This is a genomic window from Psychrobacillus soli (assembly GCF_006861775.1).
Taxonomy (GTDB): Bacteria; Bacillota; Bacilli; order Bacillales_A; family Planococcaceae; genus Psychrobacillus; species Psychrobacillus soli.
The window spans coordinates 108,584-124,170 of the sequence record NZ_VDGG01000005.1 but is presented as its reverse complement, the minus strand read 5'-3'; the positions used below and the strand labels follow the sequence as shown (position 1 = coordinate 124,170).

Annotated in this window: 17 protein-coding genes; 4 read left to right on the top strand and 13 right to left on the bottom strand. The window is 37.6% G+C overall.

Going from position 1 to position 15,587, the window contains the following annotated elements:
* The 3 genes from FG383_RS21095 to FG383_RS03820 form a co-directional block, all read left to right on the top strand.
* Positions 1-196, top strand: a 196-nt coding sequence (locus tag FG383_RS21095; RefSeq protein ID WP_221887502.1) for a hypothetical protein, incomplete at its 5' end; no start/stop codon positions are given.
* 96 nt (positions 197-292) lie between these two features.
* Complete coding sequence (locus FG383_RS03825) at positions 293-619, top strand: hypothetical protein (protein WP_142605523.1); 327 nt, start codon at positions 293-295, stop codon at positions 617-619.
* A 243-nt stretch (positions 620-862) separates the two neighbouring features.
* A complete protein-coding gene (locus FG383_RS03820) occupies positions 863-1,180 on the top strand; it encodes a hypothetical protein (RefSeq protein WP_142605522.1) in 318 nt (105 codons plus the stop codon).
* Between the two features lie 238 nt (positions 1,181-1,418).
* On the opposite strand, the gene FG383_RS03815 is transcribed toward FG383_RS03820, so the two are convergent.
* The 12 genes from FG383_RS03815 to FG383_RS03760 all read right to left on the bottom strand — a co-directional run bounded on the left by FG383_RS03815 (position 1,419) and on the right by FG383_RS03760 (position 14,420).
* Entirely contained in the window at positions 1,419-1,715 is a 297-nt protein-coding gene (locus FG383_RS03815) for a hypothetical protein (RefSeq protein WP_142605521.1), read from the bottom strand.
* Positions 1,715-2,140: an acyl-CoA thioesterase gene (locus FG383_RS03810; protein WP_142605520.1), complete on the bottom strand. Its 426-nt coding sequence runs from the start codon at positions 2,138-2,140 to the stop codon at positions 1,715-1,717. The genes FG383_RS03815 and FG383_RS03810 overlap by 1 nt, the downstream gene beginning before the upstream one ends.
* Before the next feature lie 54 nt (positions 2,141-2,194).
* A complete protein-coding gene (locus FG383_RS03805) occupies positions 2,195-3,676 on the bottom strand; it encodes a class I adenylate-forming enzyme family protein (RefSeq protein WP_142605519.1) in 1,482 nt (493 codons plus the stop codon).
* An 18-nt stretch (positions 3,677-3,694) separates the two neighbouring features.
* Entirely contained in the window at positions 3,695-4,435 is a 741-nt protein-coding gene (gene fabG / locus FG383_RS03800; RefSeq protein ID WP_142605518.1) for a 3-oxoacyl-ACP reductase FabG, read from the bottom strand.
* Positions 4,432-5,331: an intracellular short-chain-length polyhydroxyalkanoate depolymerase gene (phaZ, locus tag FG383_RS03795; RefSeq protein ID WP_142605517.1), complete on the bottom strand. Its 900-nt coding sequence runs from the start codon at positions 5,329-5,331 to the stop codon at positions 4,432-4,434. The genes fabG and phaZ overlap by 4 nt, the downstream gene beginning before the upstream one ends.
* 16 nt (positions 5,332-5,347) lie before the next feature.
* Positions 5,348-6,355: a 3-oxoacyl-ACP synthase gene (locus tag FG383_RS03790; RefSeq protein ID WP_142605516.1), complete on the bottom strand. Its 1,008-nt coding sequence runs from the start codon at positions 6,353-6,355 to the stop codon at positions 5,348-5,350.
* Complete coding sequence (locus FG383_RS03785; protein WP_142605515.1) at positions 6,352-7,362, bottom strand: branched-chain amino acid ABC transporter permease; 1,011 nt, start codon at positions 7,360-7,362, stop codon at positions 6,352-6,354. Before FG383_RS03785 ends, FG383_RS03790 begins: the two co-directional genes overlap by 4 nt.
* A gap of 6 nt (positions 7,363-7,368) precedes the next feature.
* On the bottom strand, positions 7,369-8,229 hold the full coding sequence (locus FG383_RS03780; protein ID WP_142605514.1) for a branched-chain amino acid ABC transporter permease: 861 nt from the start codon (positions 8,227-8,229) through the stop codon (positions 7,369-7,371).
* Positions 8,230-8,240: 11 nt separating this feature from the next.
* Positions 8,241-8,948, bottom strand: a complete 708-nt coding sequence (locus FG383_RS03775; protein ID WP_142605513.1) for an ABC transporter ATP-binding protein — start codon at positions 8,946-8,948, stop codon at positions 8,241-8,243.
* Complete coding sequence (locus tag FG383_RS03770; protein ID WP_142605512.1) at positions 8,932-9,699, bottom strand: ABC transporter ATP-binding protein; 768 nt, start codon at positions 9,697-9,699, stop codon at positions 8,932-8,934. Before FG383_RS03770 ends, FG383_RS03775 begins: the two co-directional genes overlap by 17 nt.
* 98 nt (positions 9,700-9,797) lie before the next feature.
* A complete protein-coding gene (locus tag FG383_RS03765; RefSeq protein ID WP_142605511.1) occupies positions 9,798-11,054 on the bottom strand; it encodes a substrate-binding domain-containing protein in 1,257 nt (418 codons plus the stop codon).
* A gap of 156 nt (positions 11,055-11,210) precedes the next feature.
* Entirely contained in the window at positions 11,211-14,420 is a 3,210-nt protein-coding gene (locus FG383_RS03760; RefSeq protein ID WP_185907837.1) for an AfsR/SARP family transcriptional regulator, read from the bottom strand.
* Positions 14,421-14,553: 133 nt separating this feature from the next.
* Here FG383_RS03760 and FG383_RS03755 point away from each other — a divergent pair, with 133 nt between their 5' ends.
* A complete protein-coding gene (locus FG383_RS03755; RefSeq protein WP_142605509.1) occupies positions 14,554-15,102 on the top strand; it encodes a GNAT family N-acetyltransferase in 549 nt (182 codons plus the stop codon).
* A 31-nt stretch (positions 15,103-15,133) separates the two neighbouring features.
* Here the strand turns inward: FG383_RS03755 and FG383_RS03750 are convergent, their stop codons facing one another.
* Positions 15,134-15,550, bottom strand: coding sequence for a hypothetical protein (locus FG383_RS03750; protein WP_142605508.1), 417 nt, complete (start codon positions 15,548-15,550; stop codon positions 15,134-15,136).
* Between the last annotated feature and the right edge of the window lie 37 nt (positions 15,551-15,587).

Sequence of the window (15,587 nt, the reverse complement as noted above, 5' to 3'; positions counted from 1 at the left end):
TACATCGTGTGGAGGTTATTCACATGGAGGGAGACAGCTATCGCATGAAAAACAGGCAGCACGTATTTTAAGCAAAAGTGTTCATTTCAAACGAGCAAAAACTGTATGTTTTCACTTGACGGTTACAATTTGTTTTGCATATTGGAAAGATGTGCTTATTTTTTATAATTTAGGCTTACAATCTATTTTGTTTTGATAAAGCAAAAATAGACTACAAATGAAGATGTTCGTCCTATCACCAAAAAAACGCAAGCATATATTAGATTATGACTAAAAAAGGAGGTGAGTTTAAATGAGAGAATTGTATGAATTCCCTGAATATCACAATAAGAAAGACAAAAGTTCAGTAGAGTTTGAAAAAGATGGTTGTAAATTTTATATCAATATTTATAACTATAACACTGCAACCAATCAAAATGTTCCTGGTAACGGTGCCGAAGCAAACAATGGTGGTCGCGACGTAGCAGGAGATGATCAAGTAAATGATAATCTTAAAGCCGGTAAGAATGCTGCTAATGCTGTTCTAAGTGCAGTAGATCAAGAAGAAAATAACAGTAAGACTCTACAAAAGGCAGACAGAGGTGGAGTAAACGCGGATGACATTGATGTGAATATTTAATGAAATCTTTGCTATGAAAAAAATCCTTAACCTGTAGAAATAGACAGATAAAATCTTTCTTCATACAACCATATATGGCTATTTGTTTTGCGTACCGGAAAGATGTGTTTATTCTTTTAGTTTGTATTTACAATCTATTTTGTTTCATAGAGTAAAATAGACTTTAATATTGATATGTTCGTCCTATCACCAAAAAAACGCAAGCATATATTAGATTATCAATAAAAAAGGAGGTGTGTTTAAATGAGACAATACCATGAATTTGACAATAAGAAAGACAAATGTTCCGTAGAGTTTGAAAAAGACGGTTGTAAATTTTATATCAATATCCATAATTATAACACCGCAACCAATCAAAATGTTCTTGGCAACGAAGCTGAAGCAAACAATGGAGGCCGCGACGTAGCAGGTGATGATCAACGTAATGATAATCTCAAAGCCGGTAAGAATGCAGCTAATCCTATTGCAAGTCTAGTAGATCAAGAAGAAAATAACAGTAAGACTGTTCAAAAGGCAGACAGAGGCGGAGTAAACCTTGATGACATTGACGTGAATATTTAATGAAATCTTTGCTGAAAAACATTTCTTAACCTGCAAAAATAGACAAACTATTGAAAGATACACTCTTTCTTCATCCAGCTTTCTTGCTTATATGAAGGAAAATGATAGTTTTGTCCATCTATGTTGAGAATGCCTTTATTTTAAAGTAACTGATCGAGTAGGAGGGGGGTGACTCTCCCCCGACTTCTCACATCACCTTACTATACATAAAAAAGCGTGATATCAAATCACGCTTTTCTTATTGAAATTTCATCAGTTGATCAAGTAGTCCCTCATGTTGCATAATTTCGTATTCATGTTTTCCAAATAAATCGAAATGTGGATATGCCTCTTTATGGTCAATCCATTCTTCTTTTAAACCGTATTTTTTGCCCCACTCGATTAGCTTTTCTAAGTTACTACAACCGACTTTCGTAACTGTTTTACACCCTGGAAAGCGATCATCTAGCCAATAATGAGTGAGGAAAGCAATCTGTTCATTTTCAACTGCTACTTTCCAATGTCGCAACTCATCCCTCGTAATACCAAATGCCATTAGACAATCACCTTTGCAATTTCCATATATTTTGCATCCCATGCAGGATGAACTTTTTTCAAGGAAACTGGTCGAAAATTATCCTTATTCACTACAACATGTTCGGATGTTGCAGTAGAAGCGATCGTCCCATCTTCATGGACAATTTCATAGCCATATGTAGTTCGAAGCTTTCCGTGGCTTTCAACCCATGTTCTCACAATTACTGTTTCTCCGTATTTCACAGATGATTTATAATTGACATTCACATTCGTAACAGGAGATAAATAACCATCTTTTTCGAGTCCTGCATAGGAGTAACCTAAATCTTTAATAAGCTGTGTTCGACCAATCTCTAGCCATATTACATAGTTTGCATGATACACTACTCCCATTTGATCTGTTTCTGCATAGCGTACTTCAATTTCCTTCTCACTAATAAACATATATAAGTCACCTCAAAACTAATTATACAAAAAGGAAAGATAAAAAGCTGTAAATCAAATCTTTACAGCTAATTCTTGTAATTGTTTTTTATCAATTTTACCAACATCGGTGCGAGGTAGTTCATCTAAAATATAGATTTTCTTCGGTACTTTATAACTGCCAAGAACTTGTTTGCAACTTTGCAATAATTCCGTTTCGAACGATTCATCTACAGTTAGACAAGTCACAAATGCGGTAACACATTCTCCCCATTTTTCATCTGCGACTCCGATTACCGCTGCTTCTTTAACGTTTGGATGTAAGACTAGGCACTGCTCCACCTCTTGGGGATACACATTTTCTCCTCCAGAAATAATCATTTCTTTTTTTCTACCAACTATATAGTAAAAACCATCTTCATCGACCTTAGCTAAATCCCCTGTTTTTAACCAACCATCAACAAAAGCACGACTCGTTTCTTCTATGTTATTCCAATACTTCGTAAACACATGCTTACCGGAAATATAAAGCTCTCCTACTTCATTTGTCTGACATAGGTGTCCATTTTCATTCATTATTTTCACTTCATTAAACAGCATACATTTCCCCACGGATCCCCTTTTTTCCCTTGCATCCATTGGATCGATAAAAAAGTTGTTAGGTCCGGCTTCTGTTAGTCCATACCCTTCTTTAAAAAGAATGCCCTTGTCTTCAAACCGTTGATAAATTGTATGAGGACAAGGCGCACCTCCAGATAAAAACACTTTTACGGTTGGGAAAGTCGCCGTATGAATATAAGTCGTATCGAGCATGGCTTGATACATAGTCGGAACAAATAAAGACAGCGTAGTTTTATATGTGTTTAGCGCTTTAAGTGCTTCTTCGGCGTCGAAACGGGCCCCAACAACTACTGTGCCTCCTGCCATTAAAATCGGGATACATAGGGCATTTAACCCTCCAGTATGAAACATCGGCATATAATTCAGCGTGCAATCCGAATCGCTCAAGCCCCAGCTTGTAATTGTATTCATCGCATTCCAATTCACTGCATTAAAAGATAGCTCTACCCCTTTTGGTTTTCCTGTCGTTCCTCCCGTATAGATAATAATCCAACTATCAGACGGACTCCAAACATTGCTAGATGGATAGTAAAAGGTAGCTTTTTCTAATACAGTTGATAGTAATAGACGCTCCACCTGTATAAATGTATTACTAATTGCTTGATGCTCTTCATCATGAATAATGAGCACTGGTTTACAATCTTCTAAAATATACGCTAATTCTACTTCACTTAATCGAAAATTGAGCGGTACATAGAGTAGACCTGTTACGCCACATGCGAATATAATCGCAAATAGGTCGATTCGGTTCTGTGAGATAACGACAATTCGATCGCCTTTTTGATAATTTTTTTGATGAAAATAGTGAACCCATTTGGATATATGATCCGTTAACGTACGATAGCTCCATTGTTCTTTCGTGCTGCTATCAATGAGGGCAATTTTTGTTGGAGAAAGTATCGCGCGTTTATATATCCAAGCTTGCTCTGTATACACTTTGCACCGCTCCTTTCGTTACATCATAATTCCGCCGTCTACTTGTAATACACTTCCGTGTACATAACTAGATTCATCAGAAGCTAAAAATAAATAAGCATTAGCAATATCTTGTGGCTCGCCAAGACGTCGAAGCGCAACTCCAGCCTTCATTTGTTCGATAATTTTTTCTGGCATTTTAGCTACCATAGCAGTAGCGGTGAAGCCTGGAGAAACAACATTGACATTAATCCCTTTTCGTCCTAGCTCTTTTGCCCATGTTTTAGTCATGCCAATGACGGCTGCTTTGGAGGCAGCATAGTTCGTTTGCCCAAAATTTCCATAAACGCCACTCACGGATGAGGTGTTAATAATCTTACCGTAGCCTTGCTCTATTAAGTGAGGAACTACTGCTTGCGTACAATGAAAAACCCCTGTTAAATTAACGTCTAATACACGTGAGAAATCTTCTATCGTCATTTTAGTTAGCATTGCATCTTTCGTAATACCTGCATTGTTGACTAATATATGAATCTCCCCAAAATGTTTAATAGTTTGCGTTACAAGGGAATCCACACTATCCCGATTTGCTACATCAACTTGAATAAACTTCACATCATAGCCTAGTTCTTTTAGTGCTTTCTCTTGTTCCCCCCCTGCATTTGCATCATAGTCTGCTAATACCACTTTGGCACCTTCTTCAGCGAAACGAAGGGCTGCTGCTAAACCAATTCCACTAGCGGCTCCAGTAATAATCGCAACTTTGTCTTGTAATCTCACTGTCCATTCTCCTTTGAAATAAAATTTTCGATTCGGCTTGTTAACTGCTCCAAATCGTCTATTAATGGAGAATGGCCACAATTAAGAAGTGGGATATAAGTGGCATTCTCCCCTAAATCAGCGACAATTTCCTGTGTCATTTCCTCTGTCACAACGTAATCACGATCTCCTCTCAATATAAGGACAGGAATCGTAATATCCTTTGCTTGGTTTGTACCTTTAGCGACTTCGTTATCTACATCACTTATATTAAATGTGTTTAGAGCATGATAAACATCCGCTAAGTTTCGTTGCGTGAGCATATCATCCAGATAAGCGTCATAATCCTCCTTTTTTGGTTGGTTATGTGTATAGATTGCAGCATTCCAAACGGCTTTTAATCCCATTTTATTTTTCGTGTTGTACAGGCCTTGCATCGGGATCGTTCTTACTGGATCATTCTCTATTTCTTCAATTGTTTGAAATCTATACGCTAAATTGGGTAAACCACTCACATTTGCTGCGAAAAATGGATACCCTCTAGTGGATGCGGACGCAAGAAGTACTAAATTCTCACAATAACCCGGGTTATCCGCAACAAATTGCATACAAATAGCTCCACCAGTAGACCATCCTATTAAGTGGAAATGCTTTAATTCTAACGCATCGACAACTCCTTTTAAGTCATCAGAAAAGTCTTTGATTCCTTCTACTCGGGTATGATACGTAGATTCACCAAAACCGCGTAAATCGACCGCGTATACTGTATACTTTGCATCTAAATTGTCGATTAGCACATCCCAGTGCTTAGAAGAAGTCATATTTCCATGAACTAACACAATGACTTCTTCCCCGCCTTGTCTTTCGCGATACGCGATCGACTCCCCGTTTTCTAACTGTACTTTTTGTAAATTCACCTTAATCCACTCCTTTTTATCTTCCCCATTTTACCGCCACTGCTCCCCATGCATACCCTATCCCAGCACTAACTAATACGGCTAGATCCCCGTCTTTTAACTTCCCTTCTTGTTGTGCTAGTTCCAATGAAATAATTTGATCCATTTGCCCAATATGTCCGTACTCACTTAAATAAGTCGTTTGTTCACTTGTTAAACCTAGTTCCTGTAATACAAAGTCGTGTGCCGATTTTTTCATATGGAGGATAGCTAAATAATCAATGTCTTGCTCGGAATAACCGCTTTTCAATAATGCATGACGGATCACCTTTAAAAAATTCTGCATCGATTTCTGCTCTAGTCTAGCCTTCATCCCTTGTGGGTCCAATACATCTAGACGGTATAATCCTTTTTGCAAATGTTCCGTCGTTAAAGGCTCTTTCGTTCCTCCAACTGGTACAACGACATCTTCTGAAAAAGAACCATCCGTCATGATATCCGTCTCTAAAATAATATTTTCGCCATGATCTTTTTTCAAAATCATGGCAGCCCCTCCAGCTCCTAAGTTAAACATAAACCGAGTTCGTTCATTCGTGTAATCGATAAAGTCGCTATTTCGATAACCGCCGGCAAGTAAAACGGTGTTAATCGTAGCATCTGTCTGCATTAAGCTTTTCGCGACCTTCATCGCCATAATCGTTGTTCCGCAACGAAGCGCAACATCAAAACCCCAAGCATGATAAGCTCCTAGTGCTTCTTGCATTTTAATAGCAGCTGTCCAGAGAGGATATTCCTTATGTTCTTCTCCTATATAAATGACTAAATCGATTGTTTTTGGGTCAATATTCCCTTTTTGTAGCGCTTTTTCCGCTGCTCGAATACCCATCTTTACCGTATGATCCTCTAGACCAGGAATTGCTTTTTGTGTAATACCCATTTTGTTTTTCACGACATGCACCGGTAAGTTAGCAAGAGTTGCAATTTCTTCTGCTGTCATCCTACTATCCGGAATATAAACACCGGTACTTACGATTCCGATATTCATTTAGTAAGCTCCTTTCTACTAGGAGCAGCAACGTCCACTTTTGGTATTTTATTTTTCTGTTTCCAAAACGCGTATTGAATCGTTCCTAAAATCCCTTTTGGGAAAAAGATAACTGCTAGTATATAAATAATCCCAAAGAAGATGATCCATCTTTCAAAAATCGGGTGTTCTTTTGCAAGGCCCGATAAATAATGCTGGGCAAGCTCTATCACACCAGCGCCAATAATTGGTCCAATTAATGTTCCTACCCCTCCAATAATGGTCATAAGAAGGGCGTCGAGGGTAATATCCATCGTTAGTACACTAGTATTCACAAATCGCAATGAAATAGCATATAATGACCCCGCTAAACTTGCGACAACTCCCGCAACGACAGAGGCGATTACTTTATAATGCAATGTCTGAAAACCAAGTGATTTTGTTCTTTGCTCATTCTCCCTTACAGCAATTAATACTCTACCTAGTGGTGAATGCACAAACCTGCGTAGGAAGAAATAAACGAGTACTAAACATGCGAGAACTAATAAATAAAACATCATTCGATCTTTAAAAAACTCAGGCGCACGAAACGTGAAACCATCATTTCCATGCGTAAGTGTTCTCCACTTTTCGGCAAGTACTAAAAACAAGCCAGATACAGCCAGTGTTAACATCGCAAAGAAGTGGCTTTTTAAACGGAGCGTAAGTAGGCCAATTAAAAAACTAATCACACCCGCTATTACCATTCCAACCGCTATAGATAAAAAGAACACGGAAAGCGTAGGTTCCAAACGGTTAAGCATAATTGCTGTAGCATATGCACCCATCCCAAAAAACATCGCATGCCCAAATGATACAATTCCTGTATACCCTAATAGAAGATCATAACTCATGGCAAGGATAGAAAAGATGAAAATTTGCGTCAGTAAAATCGTCCAAGTCCGTGAGTCGGATACAAATGGAAAAACGGCAAGTGCAGCGACTAGAACAAGTAAGATGGCATTATTAACTTGGAATTTATTCTTCATCTCGCATCATCCTTTCGCCGTGAACAAACCTTGCGGACGGAATATTAATACAATCGCCATAAGCATCATATTAACCGCAAGTGATAAAGCAGGAACATAGTAAGCCATGAAGCTACCAGCAAGCCCTACAAGTATGGCGGCAAGAAGGGACCCTGGAAAACTTCCCATGCCACCAATAACTACTACGATAAACGCTAGAATGGCAAATTCCATACCCATTTCCGCATAAACGACACCGGAATATGGTGCCATAAGCGCGCCACCTAAAGCCGCAAGCGCCGCTCCTACCATAAATACATACAAAAATACTTGTTTAATATTAATACCAAGCGCTTGCACCATTTCTTTGTTCATTACTCCAGCACGAACGATTAATCCGATCTTTGTTCGTTTTAAGATGAACTGGAATACTCCGAATACAAGAAAGCCCACCACAATGATAAATAAGCGATATTTAATAATAATGACGTCTCCGATTTCCCAACTTCCAGACAGTAATGGAGGGGTTTTTGCCGCAATTTGATTGGGACCAAAAACAACTTTCAACATTTCAGACAACACAATCATAAAACCGAGCGTAATAAGAATTTGTTGAATATGATTTCCGTATACCGGTTTGATAATGATCTTTTCTGTTATAAATCCAAGTACAGCTCCTGTTAAGATGGCACCAATGATAGCTATCGTAAAACTATTCGTTAATCCATAAAACCAAACGCCGGAAAAAGCTCCCCAAGCAAACAAACCACCATGTGCAAAGTTTAATACATCCATTAAACCAAATATTAATGTAAGTCCGGCTGCTAGAAGAAAGATGAGCATGCCTGTTGCAAGTCCATTAATCAATAAATTGATGATTAACTCCATTGTATAACCTCCTATCCAATTCCTAAATATTGGCGTTTTAACTCTTCGTTTTGTACAAGTTCGCTCATTTGACCGGATCGAACGGTTTCTCCGTCGTCAATTAGTGTATATGTATCACCAATTCTACTAGCCATGATGAAATTTTGTTCTACTAAAATAATGGTCGTTTGTTTTTTCATTTCTACAATTGCTTCCATTACTTTTTCAATAACAACTGGGGCTAGGCCTTTGGATGGTTCATCGATCAGCAGCAATTTGCTATCGTTTATAAAAGCTCGTGCCATGGAAAGCATTTGTTTTTGCCCACCTGACAAATGTCCCCCATCTTTTTTCCAATACTTCTTTAAATCGGGGAAAAGTTCAAGTACGTATTCTTGCCTTGCCAGTGCTGCATCATCTTCTTTCCGCATCGCCACTTTTAAGTTTTCTTCTACGGTGAGTGCCCCAAAGATTCCTTGATCTTCTGGAACATATCCGATGCCGCTTGAAGCAATATGGTGCGTTGCTTGTTTCGTAATCTCTTTATCTTGAAAATGAATCGTTCCGGAAGTTGCAGGAGTAAGTCCCATAATCGTTTTTAACGTAGTCGTTTTTCCTGCACCATTCCTACCTAGCAGCACACTTACTTGGCCTTCTTTTGCTTCAAATGAAACACCTTGTAATATGTGGTACTGACCAATATGCGTCTGAACGTTTTCTACTTTAAGCAAGATGCTCATCATATAATCCTCCTAGGTAAGCACTTTGAACCGTTTCATTGTCCATAATTTCTGTTGGAGTTCCGTCCGCTAGTAATCTACCATTAAAAAGCACCATAATAGAATCTGATAAGTCCATAATCATATCCATCTTATGCTCGATTAACAAAATCGTTTTGTTGCCTGTTTGTTTTATTTGTTTAATCACATCTAAAATAGCCGGTACTTCTTCTAGTGACATTCCTGCAGTAGGTTCATCTAGTAGTAATACTTCCGTATCAAGGGCAAGTAACATCGCTATTTCCAACTTTCGTTTTTCCCCGTGCGATAACTGATTGGCAAAAGCGTTTGCTTTGCCGGATAGCAATACTATTTCCAGTAAACGTTCCGCTTGGATATGCAAGTCTTTATAGGCAGTAAAGTGACGGAAAAGTCGATAGCGAATTTGTTCTTTTGACTGTACTGCTAGTCGCACATTTTCGATTACGGTGAGATTAGGGAATACATTTGTAATTTGAAAGGATCGACCTAGTCCTTTTCTCGTTCGTATGACAGAAGAATAGTTAGCCATCGATTCTCCTCTAAAGAAGACATCACCTTCTGTTGGTTTTAACTCGCCACTAATTAAATTAAAGAAAGTGGTTTTACCCGCACCATTTGGTCCGATGATTGATTTAAAATGTTTTTCCGGCATAACAAAGTCCACATGATCCACCGCGGTCTGTCCGCCAAATTTAATCGTTAAATTTTCGGTTCTTAATATTGGTTCCATAAGACATACCCCCTTCTTCTATCGCTCTCCATAGGATGGAAATGTTCTATCCTATGGAGAGTGACAGACCTAATGATCTAGGCTATCACATCTCTATTTTATTTATTGTTTAAAATCGGTGGCTCTGTTTCTTCCGGTGACAATTCTCTGATAAGTACTGGTACTGGGTAATCTACCCCTTCTTGTTTTTCCAGTTTAATCGAGTACAGCGATTGTAATGCTTGATGATCTTCTGGACGGAAAGTCATCGTTCCTTTTGGCGTTTCAAACGACATTCCTTCCATAATATCGATTAGCGCTGTGCCATCTGCATTCCCTTCCGATTTTGTCAATGCTTCCACAATAGCGATTGCGGCAGTCATTCCACCAGGGGTGAACAAATCCGGCACTTCTCCGTTAAAGCGTTTTTTATGCTCATCTACTAACCAATCATTTATAGGATTATTTGGTAAAGTATGATAGTAAACGGAGAATCCTTCCATCCCAACTAAAGGTTCCATAACAGATAAGGCTGGGATATCAGGAGCCCCTGTTGAAATTTTGATCCCTTTTTCTTGCAGTTTTAAGTCAGCAATTTGGTTCCAAGGGGAATTCGCTCCTGCCCAAACAACGAATAAATAGTCTGGTTTTGCTTGGATAATCTTTTGTAAATTAGATGTGAAATCAGTAGCAGCTGGATCTGCATATTCTTCTACTACAATTTCTGCCCCTAACTTTTCAGCCGCTGCTTTAAATGCGGATATCCCATCCCATCCAAAAGAATAATCAGGTGCGAATGTTGCGATTTTCACTCCTTCTCCTGCAATTGCAGCTGCTCCAGCTACTGCATCTTGAGAAGAGTTGCGTCCTGTGCGGAATAGATACGGGTTAAACTCTGAACCTGTAATACTATCTGCAACAGCTGGTTCGATAATCATAATTTTCTCGTATTCTTCTGCTAGTGGAAGAACTGCTAATGTATCTCCTGAACTAGAAGATCCTACGAGAAAGTCAACCTCATCTTCTTCTAATAACTTCGTAGCTTTTTGAACAGCCACTTCCGGTTTCGTTTCTGTATCTTCGAAAATAACTTCAATCTTTTTGCCTGCGACTTCCATCGTTCCATCCGTCGCATATTCAAGTCCTAATTCAAATCCATTTCTTGTTTGCTTTCCGTAAGATTCCAGTGCACCTGTTAAGGATGCAAGTACTCCTACTTTGATCGTACCTGCTTCTTCTGTTACTTCACTTGACACAGGAGTTGTAGTTCCTTCTTCTTTTTCTGTTTCTTCTGCTGTATTCGTTTCATCACTACAAGCGACACTGAAAACTAGTACGAATACAAATAGCATTAGTAATCCCCATTTTTTCGGCATATAAATCCCCCTTTTACAAATTTGTAAGCGTTCTCATGCTTCTATTTCATCATATAGAATGGAAGTTACAAAAAAGTTACAAAAAAACGTTTGCCTCTTTAGCAAACGTTTTTTTGCGACGAGCTTGCGCAGGAGCATAATAAAATCAAGAACTTTTTATCCATAGCTCGTAATCATTTCATACATTTGAATCGTTGTATCCATCGGCTCTATATTTAGTTCTGTTTTAAGGACAGTTACGCAGCGTTCATACCATTTGACAGCTAGACTTCTATTTTGTAGCTGATAAAAAGCGAACATTAATAATCGATATGCTTCTTCCCATGTAGAGTCTATTTTTATTAATTTTTCTGCCCAATAAATCGTTTGATCAAATTCTTTTAAACGCGTGCTTGTTTGCGCTAATCGTTCTAATACATGTATATATTGTTGTTGTACTTTTTCTCGCTCATGGGAAATCCATTCTAATGTTGGCTTATCTTCTACTAGTTCTCCTCTATATAATTTAACCGCCTTCACTAGTAACTCTTTACATATAAACGGATTCTTTTCCTCTATCCCTTGATCTGCGAGTTTTTGAAAAATTTCTAAATCACTCTTTAGAACAGCATCTGGGTTTAAACGATACATAGACTGTTTACGGTCGATAAAATAGGAATCTTCTCTTGCTTTCCGATTTGGTTCAATTACTTTCAATAAAGAATTTAGCGTCACTTTAAAATCACGTTCCATCGTTTTTTCATCACTTTTGCTCCATAGTGCTTGCATTAGTTCTTCTTTAGGTACAAAACGACTTTTCTGTAAGTACAAATAGACGAGCAATTCTTTCGATTTATCTCTTTGCCATTTTCGATCACTTATTTCTTCATTCCCCATATAAAGCGAAAATGGTCCTAGAAGTTGAAGACTTAATTGGTATCCAGGATAAGCGATTGTTGGTTGGATAGACAGCCTTGTTGCAATCGTTTGTAGTACATCATTGTTTAGTTGTAGTTTGCAAAGTTTCTGGAAAAGCGGATAATTTATTTGTATATCTGCTGGACCAAACACCGTTTTACTTTGAAGGAAAAAGAAAAAATTATTTTTTACACATAATTCTCCAAACAATTGTGCGTGATCTATCAATAAATCATCCTGCTCCAATTGATCGTATATACATATTAACCAGTAATGAGCAATCATTTCACCGTATACATCCCCACTATTCGTAAAAAGAGCATTCGCTTCCTTCCCAACTTGAATCGCTGTTTCAAACTGTTCATGTTCAAAATAAACAATCGTCAAACAAAGTAAAATATACGCAGAAAGCCAATAATCATTTCCCTTGTCCGTTTCACGCAAACCTTTTTCCCCATACGAAATGGCTTCTTCAAATTGACCTTGTCGCGACTTTACGATGGCAAGCCCCATATAAGGTTCCGCTTTTGCTCTTGCAACATTCAACTCATCCATTCTTTGAATCGCTTTCCTATAATATTTCTCAGGCGTCTCCAAATCAAAGGAACTTGCTAAAAACTCGGCATGTCCTTTCCTTATCCAACCTACTGCTTCCACAAAGCCCGACTGTTCACGAATACCCATTGCGATCCCTTTGTTTGCAGAATGCATCGCCGCATCCAACTGACCAGTAAGTGAATAAATAAAGGAAAGAAGAACTTCCGTCTCTCGGTGCGAATCAGGTAAACTTGCTTCATCCCCGGTGCGATGTTCTAAAAGATGCTGCGCTTCGTTTAATAAGCCTGTACGTAGTAAGATTCGAGCGTCTAGATTGCCTTCTTTTAATAAAGTGACGTCTAACTGCTCATTCATCACCCACTCTTTCGCTTCATTCGCTTTGCCAAGATTCACTAAATTTTCTGCAAGTAACCTCTTTAAAAAAAGTCGTTCGGTACTGTTTATCTCTACACTTTCCTCTGCCCATCTAACTGCCTCTTCCAAATAGCCCTTTGCTAATGCTGGTTGAATCGTATCCAAATAAATATGCGCTAAACCTGTATTTGCTCGGCTGATAAACAGGATATCTTGTTTGTCCATTGCGCTTTCTAAACACGTTTCATAGGCAATTCTTGCTTTTTCATAAAAAGCTCTATATCGATGGCATTCGCCTTCATAAAAAAACAGTACGTAAAATCTTTTTCTTGTTTCTATCGATAAATTATCCTTTAGTAGGTCTAATAGCCAATCGAATTGTCCAGCTTTCACCATATAATTTGCATAAGAGATAAGCATTTCGCCTAAAAAGATTTCGTCGTTTGTTTTAACGGCATGATGTAGTACTTGCACAACATTATTTTGTTCTTTAAAGTAATTGGCAGCCTTTCTATGGGTCTCGTAATAATTATTTGGTGCTTTTTGTAACCATTTTGTTTCTAAAAATTGTTGGAATAATGCATGAAAACGGTACGCATTTGGCTCACCTAGTGTTTGGATAAATGCATGACTATTTGCAAGTCTTTCTAAATTTTTCGCTTCCAGCTCACCAAAGAAATCACTTATCTCTTTCGTCGTAAACATAGGGAAAATACTAAAGTTCAAAAGGGATTGCTGATCCTCTTCTGACATGAACAAAAACACTTCTTCTGACAAATACGTAAACAAATCTTTTAGTAGCGGATCGTCTAATTTCGTTATTTGCTTGTTATTCTCGACTAGCTGCATCGCCATTAAATGGATCGCAATCGCCCATCCTTCTGTTAACTTTAATATTTCAGCAGCTTCATCCGTAGTTATTTTTTTGTCAAAATAATCTTCAAAAAACACTAGAATTTCCTCTTCCGAAAAGACGAAATCTGCTTCTGTTATTTCTGCTAACTGGCCTTTTAGTTTTAGTTTTAATAAAATCGACCACTTAGGACGTATACGAGAAGCAACCACTAAATGGATTTTAGGAGGAAGAAACTCAATGATTTTCTCTACTATATAATTGATAGAAAAAACATGGTCCACGAGATGATAGTCGTCTAGTACAATGGAAAACGTTTCATCAATTTGAGAAAGCTCGTTACTAAATAGAGAATACCAATTTATGAGTTCCGTTTCTTTTGGGTACATGGAAAGCAAATCTCTTTCCATTAAATTTTCTCCAAAGGAAGGAATTATTTTTTGGATGCTATGAACCAATTGCCGTAAGAACGGGAAGATATCGTCGTCTTCTTCTGTGATCGTATACCAAGAAAACATTTCTTTTGTGTCAGTATAGTATTGGGCAAGCGCAGAGCTTTTCCCAAAACCTGCTCCACTATGTAAAAGCGTCAATTTTTGGTGATTACTTGTTTTTAGTTTTTTGATTAGTGAAGATCTTCTCATATAAAAAGAAGAAGGTATCGGTGGGGTTAGTTTAGACATTATAATCGTAAGTTGTTCCATCTTGAACACTCCCATCAAATAACATAATCTACTAAACTTATCCTATCATATAAATATTCATAATTATAGAATAATTATAATTTGGTAATAACATGGGATTATGATAGAATATTTTAAAAGTGAGGGGATATATTTGGATTTTCCGGTTTTAGAAACAAATCGATTAAAACTAATCGAAATTAAAGAAGCGCATGTGGATCATATTTATAGCATTTTTTCAAATGAAGAAGTCATAAGATTTTACGGAATGGCACCTTTTCAACAGAAAGAACAAGCTATTAACTTGATTCAATCTTTCTCTAAGAATTTCCAGGAAAAGCGGTCTATCCGGTGGGGAATCTACCTAAAAGAAACCTATGAATTAGTTGGTACACTCGGCTTAAACAATCTATCACTCGCACAAAAACGTACAGAAATAGGGTATGACTTGCTTCCTGCATATTGGAGAAGAGGGATTGTTAGTGAAGCTGTAGAAGCGATTATTCATTATTGTTTCGAAGAATTAAAGCTATTCCGTATTGGAGCAGTGACTTTTACAGAAAATGAATCTTCTTACAAGCTTTTATTGAAACTAGGCTTTCAGCAGGAAGGACTCTTAAGAGGCTATATTTATCAAAATGACAAATCAAATGATACACTTCTGTTCTCATTAATTAAACCGGAGTGGAAACAATCATTTTAAAACACCTTCCTGGTGTTTTAAAATTAAAATATTACCAATTTGTACTCGTATCATTACTAACTTTCACTTGGAATAAGAGCGGATCTAAATTGTTCTTTATAATATAGTCATTAAAAATAGCAGCTATTTCTTGTTGCCTTATGTTATTAGCTTCTTTATTTGCTAACACGAATTTAACTAAAATTCTATCTTCTGCATTTATCCCTCCTAGAATGCGATGCTCATATCCTTTTTCTTTTAATCTCTCTCCAACTTGATCATACAAAGCCCCCTTTTCCATAAGGGTTAGTTGTAAAATTTGGGTTTCCATCGTGCCTTGTTGGAAAAACGGCGAGCAAATTTCAAGAACTGCTTTTGGCGCACTAGTAAATAGTAGGACAGTTATAGTAATAAGGAATAAAAACGTACCAAACAATAGACCTATTTTTCTTTTTTTCGTTTTATTCACTCCTACGTTGTTTATATACATCATATGACGTAAGCGA